The 6,727-nt window shown below is 30.0% G+C and carries 8 protein-coding genes and 1 pseudogene; 7 read left to right on the top strand and 2 right to left on the bottom strand.

The window, feature by feature from the left end; translation table 11 throughout:
- Positions 1 to 193 precede the first annotated feature (193 nt).
- The gene (locus QZZ11_RS07600) at positions 194 to 910 is read right to left on the bottom strand and encodes an archaeosine tRNA-ribosyltransferase (RefSeq protein ID WP_292474969.1); all 717 of its coding nucleotides are present in this window, start codon (positions 908 to 910) and stop codon (positions 194 to 196) included.
- Positions 911 to 1,251: 341 nt separating this feature from the next.
- Here QZZ11_RS07600 and hdrC point away from each other — a divergent pair.
- The 7 genes and pseudogenes from hdrC to QZZ11_RS07565 all read left to right on the top strand — a co-directional run.
- A pseudogene (hdrC, locus tag QZZ11_RS07595) lies at positions 1,252 to 1,818 on the top strand (CoB--CoM heterodisulfide reductase subunit C); the annotation flags it as partial.
- A gap of 30 nt (positions 1,819 to 1,848) precedes the next feature.
- Positions 1,849 to 2,754 (top strand): CoB--CoM heterodisulfide reductase subunit B, encoded by a 906-nt coding sequence (gene hdrB / locus QZZ11_RS07590; RefSeq protein ID WP_292474965.1) that lies wholly within the window; start codon positions 1,849 to 1,851, stop codon positions 2,752 to 2,754.
- 212 nt (positions 2,755 to 2,966) lie between these two features.
- Complete coding sequence (locus QZZ11_RS07585; protein WP_292474963.1) at positions 2,967 to 3,251, top strand: DUF749 family protein; 285 nt, start codon at positions 2,967 to 2,969, stop codon at positions 3,249 to 3,251.
- Complete coding sequence (locus QZZ11_RS07580) at positions 3,244 to 3,792, top strand: DUF2096 domain-containing protein (protein WP_292474961.1); 549 nt, start codon at positions 3,244 to 3,246, stop codon at positions 3,790 to 3,792. Before QZZ11_RS07585 ends, QZZ11_RS07580 begins: the two co-directional genes overlap by 8 nt.
- Before the next feature lie 142 nt (positions 3,793 to 3,934).
- Positions 3,935 to 4,603 carry a metallophosphoesterase gene (locus QZZ11_RS07575; RefSeq protein ID WP_292474959.1) on the top strand — a complete coding sequence of 223 codons (669 nt, stop codon included), beginning with the start codon at positions 3,935 to 3,937 and terminating at the stop codon, positions 4,601 to 4,603.
- A 12-nt stretch (positions 4,604 to 4,615) separates the two neighbouring features.
- Positions 4,616 to 5,944: a phenylacetate--CoA ligase gene (locus tag QZZ11_RS07570; protein WP_292474956.1), complete on the top strand. Its 1,329-nt coding sequence runs from the start codon at positions 4,616 to 4,618 to the stop codon at positions 5,942 to 5,944.
- A gap of 10 nt (positions 5,945 to 5,954) precedes the next feature.
- Positions 5,955 to 6,380, top strand: coding sequence for an acetolactate synthase (locus QZZ11_RS07565; protein ID WP_292474955.1), 426 nt, complete (start codon positions 5,955 to 5,957; stop codon positions 6,378 to 6,380).
- Between the two features lie 20 nt (positions 6,381 to 6,400).
- Here QZZ11_RS07565 and QZZ11_RS07560 read toward each other — a convergent pair.
- Positions 6,401 to 6,727 (bottom strand): bifunctional hydroxymethylpyrimidine kinase/phosphomethylpyrimidine kinase (locus tag QZZ11_RS07560; RefSeq protein WP_292474952.1); only part of this gene is annotated, 327 nt, incomplete at its 5' end.

The raw sequence follows: 6,727 nt of genomic DNA, 5'->3' as shown, positions 1-6,727 counted from the left end.
TTCAATTTGTACATGATAAGAGTACTAATTTTTATCAGGTAATATGTACAAAACATGATAATACGACATGTAACTTATATATAGGTTATGATGGTTCTTCTGCCCGTCGTACTTATAATCGTATTATTGCTTCAGCTGATGAAGAATTTTAATCTTTTTTTTTCTTTTAATTTTTTAAAAAAAGTATGTGGAGTTAATATAATTGAGTATATTTTAATAAATATTCCATGTAATATTTGTCTAGAAGTCTATGTAGTGACATTAATTCTGGATGTGTTGTTGCTTTCTGTTCTGTTAAATTTCTTAATGTCTTATTTTTCATATTTTCTCTGACTTCATTTATTGTGAATTTAAGTTGGTTTATATTTTCTTTTTCTAAATTTTCTGATATATTATAATCTGATGGATAAATATTGGTGCCGGTCATTAAATTTTTATTTTTAGCTTCATATATTGCTCGTGAGTTATCAAATATATCTATTCCTATATAACTTAGTATTGGTATGATTTGTGTTGTTGCAAAAGGGAAGTATAATGCTGTTGTTGGATTTATATTTTCTCTTGTTTTGATTATTATTTCTAATAAATCCTGAGGATTTCTTTGTAGTTCATCGGGATTAGCGAACATTAGTGTTGTATATCCGTATTCTTCTAATTTTTTTGCACATTCTACTCTTAGGTCGGAGTATTGTGATCCCTGTATTACTCCAATTTTTTCCTTGTTTTTTTCTTCTTTCGCTATTTTTAATGTTTCTTGCATATACTCTTCAGCTATTTCTTTTTGTATTTTGAAGGGTGTTGCAATATTTTCCACTTTTTCTATTTCTTTGTAGTTTAATAGAATTGGTGTCGTTTTTTCATGATATGTTCCATATCTTGCAGGTCCATCATGTGAACTAATTTTAATCATATTATTATCTCCACTTTATTGTTGTTATTTTTGTTTTTAATATTTTATATTCTTTTTAGAAATTAATGAGTTCTTTGTCGTAATTGTTCTTTAATCCACTTAATATTCAAATCATAATTTTTCACTATTGGTGTAATCTTTTTGATAACACAAAGTATTTTTTTTGATAGCTTTATATACTAATTTGATAAACCTATTAATAGAAGTTTAAAATTGTTAAATTTCTACAAGTTAACTATTAAAAATATATTTATGATTGGTGAATTAGGTGCATCAATCATTTCATCTAATGGATATAAAACAATTTATTTAAATAATATTATGTATTTTATCAATGGAGTGAAAATATGTCTTTATTAAATGAAAGTGAATACTTAATTACAGAAAAAGATATTGATCCAACTTTTAAAGAAGAAATTATGGCAAATGGATCAGACAGTTTAGCAGTATGTTACCAATGTGGTACATGTTCTGGTGCATGTCCATCAGGAAGAAGAACTCCTTACATGATCAGAAGATTAGTAAGAAAAGCATTAATGGGTATGAAAGAAGATGTTATATCTGATGATGCTCTTTGGATGTGTACAACCTGTTATGAATGTCAAGAAAGATGTCCTCGTGACATTAAAATCGTAGAAATTGTTAAAGCAATCAGAAATGTAGCAGCACATGAAGGATACATGGCAAAAGCTCACAAAATGACTGGTTCATACGTAGCAAAAACTGGTCACGCAGTACCTATCAATGATGCAACTAAAGCTTTAAGAAAAGAAATTGGTCTTTCAGAAGTACCTCCTACAACTCATGCTTGTCCTGGTGCATTAGAAGAAGTACAAACTTTAATTAAAGCAACTGCATTCGATGAATTAATCGGATACGACTGGGCTACTGGTAACTTAAAAGAATAATTTTGATGATTTAATAAGGAGGATATTATTATGGCATACGCATATTTCTTAGGATGTATTATGAACAACAGATACCCTGGTATTGAAAAATCCACCAGAGTATTAATGGATAAATTAGGTGTAGAATTAGCAGATATGGAAGGAGCTTCCTGTTGTCCTGCACCAGGTGTATTCGGTTCTTTCGATAAAGAAACCTGGGCAACAATTGCAGCAAGAAACATTACAATTGCTGAAGATATGGGAGCAGAAATATTAACCGAATGTAACGGTTGTTTCGGTTCACTTCACGAAGCTAATGACTTATTAAAAGAAGATGCAGACATGAAATGCAAAGTTAACTCTTCACTTTCCGAAATCGGTCGTGAATTCAAAGGTTCAACCGGTGTAAGACACTTTGCTGAAGTATTATACAATGACATAGGTTTAGACAAACTTTCCGAAATCATGGAAAAAGACTTAAACTTAAACGTTGCTGTACACTACGGTTGTCACTTCTTAAAACCTAGTGATGAATTACAAATCGATAATCCTAAAAACCCAAAAATCTTAGATGAACTTGTAGAAATTACAGGAGCTAAATCCGTACCTTACGCAGACAAAATGATGTGTTGTGGAGCAGGTGGAGGATTAAGAGCAAGAGATAAAGAAGTTACTACCAGTTTCACCAAAGAAAAACTCGACAACATGACAGCAGCTAACGTAGATGCTATCATTGATGTATGTCCATTCTGTCACATGCAATTCGATGTAGGTCAAACTGAAGTAAACGAACAATATGGAACTAACTTTGCAATTCCTGTATTACACTTAGCTCAATTATACGGATTAGCAATGGGATTATCTCCAGAAGAATGTACACTTGATAAACAAGTTGTAGATCCTAGTTGTTTAGTTGAAAAAATGAACACACCTAAAGAAGAAGCAGCAGAAGAATAATTTAAGTGTTCACATATAACTTTTTTAAGTTATATCCTTAACCCCCTTTTTTAAAATATTATTTTTTATTATTTATTTCACATATTAAGAACTTTAAATATATGCATTCTTTTTCCAAAATTTTAATATATATTAAAGACATAACTAAAATAAATAGCAGAATTTTATAAATTAATATTTAATATATTACTATAATTTAAGGAGACAATAGTATGCAAAAATTTATTGTAGAATTAATAGGTGTTTTCACTCAAAAAGATTTACCTGAAGATTATAAACAATTTGTTGAATACAAAGCAACAATTCAAAATAAAGAAGTAACTGATGATGATAAAATTGCTGTATTAAGAGTAAAAGATACTACTAGTTATCAGATATTCTTCTTAAATGATTATAACTCTCTTGAAGAACTTGACAAGGAAGTTGACGAAGATTTAGACGGTAAAATTTATAACTTTAGTGTTCGTAAAATTTTAGAAGGTCACATAAATGGATAATCAAGAAGTTATAGACCCTTTAGAACAAAGATGGGTTGTACTTGATCATCTACTTCAGGAGTTGGGTAAAAAATATGATATTCCTCCTGAAGTAACTAAAAATCTTCAGTATGCTAGATCTTTGACACATTATTACAATCAGGATCCTACTGAACCGGATCGTGCAAAGGAATTGCCAAGAATTGATTCTTATCTTCATGATTCTGAGCTTAAATTAATGGGTATGGCTGGAATGGAAGGTGAGGAGTTTGTTTCTGAGTGGGAACAAAGATTACTTGATGCATCTCAAGGTAAAGAAGTATTTAAGCAAGCTAAAATTCAATCAAAATTTATTCCTGGGATGCCTGCGAACTTTGATTTTGTAAGATTTAACTTCAAAAAACCTATACATGAAGAAAGGTTCATGGAAATTTGTGAATATGAAAATGTTATCATAGAATTTGATGAAAATGATTCTTCAGTTTTTGTATTTGGTGAAAAAGATCATATTCAAGAAGCTTTAAAAGAGATGGCTCCGTTTTTCAGTGAACAAATGTCCTAATTAAGATTTTCTTTCTCCCCCTTATTTTATTTCTTTTTTATATTCTTATTTTAAATATATCCTTTATTTTAATACATCTACAAAGTCTTATTAATATTAAACTAGATAAATATTAATGATATTTAATTATTGGAGAAATTAGATGAAAATTTTAATGATTACTGATATCCATAGTAATCCAGATAAAATTTATAGTTATTTGGATAATAATTCAGTAGATGAAATTATAATTACTGGTGATGTTACAGAGTTTGGTCCTGAAAAACTCTTTGTAGATACTTTAAATAAATTTTCTGAATATGCTAATGTTCATGCATTATTTGGAAATTGTGATCCAAAAAATTCAAATGAATTAATTGATGAATCTGATGCAATAAATATACATGATTCAATTTCAAATATTGGTGATATAAAACTCATTGGATTTGGTGGTTCAAACCCTACACCATTTGATACACCTAATGAATATTCGGATGAATTTTTATATGAAAGTTTAAGCAAATACTCAGATGAATTATCTTCAGATTCTTTTACAATTCTAGTTACACATGCACCTCCATTAGATACAAATGCTGATAAAATAGAATCCGGTGCACATGTTGGTAGCTGTGCAGTAAGAAAAATTATAGAAGAAACACAACCTACACTTAATGTATGTGGTCATGTGCATGAATCCATAGGACAGGATACAATAGGAAATACGGTAATAGTAAATCCTGGTGATGCAAATACAGGACATGCATGTATCATTGAATTAAGTCAGGATGATATTAATAATCAAAATGTCAACCTAAGTTTAATAGAAATATAATGAGGAAAAATAATGTCAAAGTTCAATGAAGAGGATGTCTATATTTTTAATCCAGAAAGGGAATGTATGAGTCGGGAAGACTTAAAAGAATTACAGTTAAAAAGACTTCAAAAAGTTGTAAAATACGCATATGAAAATGTACCATTTTATCAGAATTCTTTTGATAAAGCAGGAGTAAAACCTGAAGATATTAAATCTTTGGAAGATATACAGTTACTTCCATTTATTACAAAAGATGATTTAAGAAATACTTATCCTTTTGATTTGCAGGCTGCCCCCAAGGAAGATTGGGTTGAAGTACATTCAACAAGTGGAACAACAGGTATACCTACAGTAGTTGCATACACACAAAACGATTTGGATATTTGGGCAGAATGTACTGCACGTGGACTTGCAAGTGTGGGAGTACATAAAAATGACATAGTAAATGTTGCATACGGTTTTGGACTGTTTACCGGTGGACATGGAGCACAGTATGGAGCACAAAAAATAGGAGCATTGGCAGTTCCTATGTCTTCAGGTAACACTCAAAGACAAATGAATTTCTTAAAAGATTTCCCTGCAGATTTTTTATGTTGTACACCTTCATATGCTTTATATCTTGCTGAATCCTTTGAGAAAGAAGGTATTGATCCACAATCAGTTCCGTTAAAAGGTGGATTATATGGTGCTGAAATGTGGACCGAAGAAATTAGGGCAAAACTTGAAAACAAATTCGGTATTTCTGCACAAAATATTTATGGTTTAACTGAAGTTATTGGTCCGGGTGTTTCAACTGAATGTCATATTAAAGATGGTATGCACATAGCAGAAGATCATTTTTATCCGGAAATAATAGATCCTAATACTTTGGAAGTTTTACCTGAAGGAAGTGAGGGTGAAATAGTATTTACTTCTCTTACAAAAACAGGGATGCCTGTAATCAGGTATAGGACAAAGGATATCACTTCTTTAAAATATGATAAATGTGATTGTGGAAGAACAACTGTTCGTATGAGTAGAATTACAGGACGTAGCGATGACATGCTTAAAGTTAAAGGTGTAATTGTATTCCCTAAACAAATTGAAGAAGTTATCATGAAAATGGATGAACTTTCACCTGCTTATCAAATAATTGTTTCAAGACCTGGTATTTTAGATATGATTGAAGTTCAAGTGGAAATTGATCAAGCTACTTTCAAAGATTCTATAATAGATTTAGAAGGATTTAAACATAAGATAGCTAAGAAAATTAAGGAAGCTATAGGAATAGGAGTTAAAGTAACATTAGCTGAACCATATTCATTACCTAGAAGTGAAGGTAAAGCTGTTAGAGTAATTGATAAAAGAGATTTTAGTTAGAGGTGAACATATGTCAATAAAACAATTATCTGTATTCTTAGAAAATAAAAAAGGAAGATTATGGAAAGCATTAAACACATTAAAATCCGAAAATATTGATATCAGAGCATTATCTATTGCAGATACATCTGAATTCGGTATTTTAAGAATGATAGTATCAGATCCTAAGAAAGCTAAAGAATTACTTGAAAAAGAATTTGCAGTGAGTATTGCAGATGTATTGGCTATTGAAGTTGAAGATCAGCCAGGTGGTTTGGAAGCAGCTTTAGGTTTATTGAATGAGAATGATGTTAATGTAGAATATGTTTACGCATTTGTTGAAAAGAAAACTTCTAAAGCTTTAGTTGTATTAAGAACTGACGATAATGAAAAATCATTAAAATTATTAAAAGATAATGCTTTTTCTGTAGTTGAAGATGAAGCATATACTATTTAAGTATATGCAAACTATTTTTTTTATTTTTTTTCATAGAATTGATTTGGAGTATAATTGTATCCATATCTAATTGCATTTTGTAAAAATTCGTTACTTTTTTTGCAGGAGTCATATAATGTTTCACCATTTATCAGATTGCTGGTTATGGCTGATGAATGGGTACAACCAGTTCCATGAGTATTATTTGATTCGAATAAGTTTCCTTTGATGAAATGAATCTCATCATTTGAATATAGTATATCATTTCCGTTAAGATGTCCTCCAGTTATTACAACATTATTATCATAACTTAATAATTCTGCAACTTCTTTCATATCTTCTTCATTGTTGATCTTTTTGTTAGATAA

It is taken from the genome of Methanosphaera sp. (genome assembly GCF_016282985.1).
GTDB lineage: Archaea > Methanobacteriota > Methanobacteria > Methanobacteriales > Methanobacteriaceae > Methanosphaera.
Note: the sequence above shows the minus strand (reverse complement) of the source record. Positions and strands in the feature narration are given on the sequence as shown.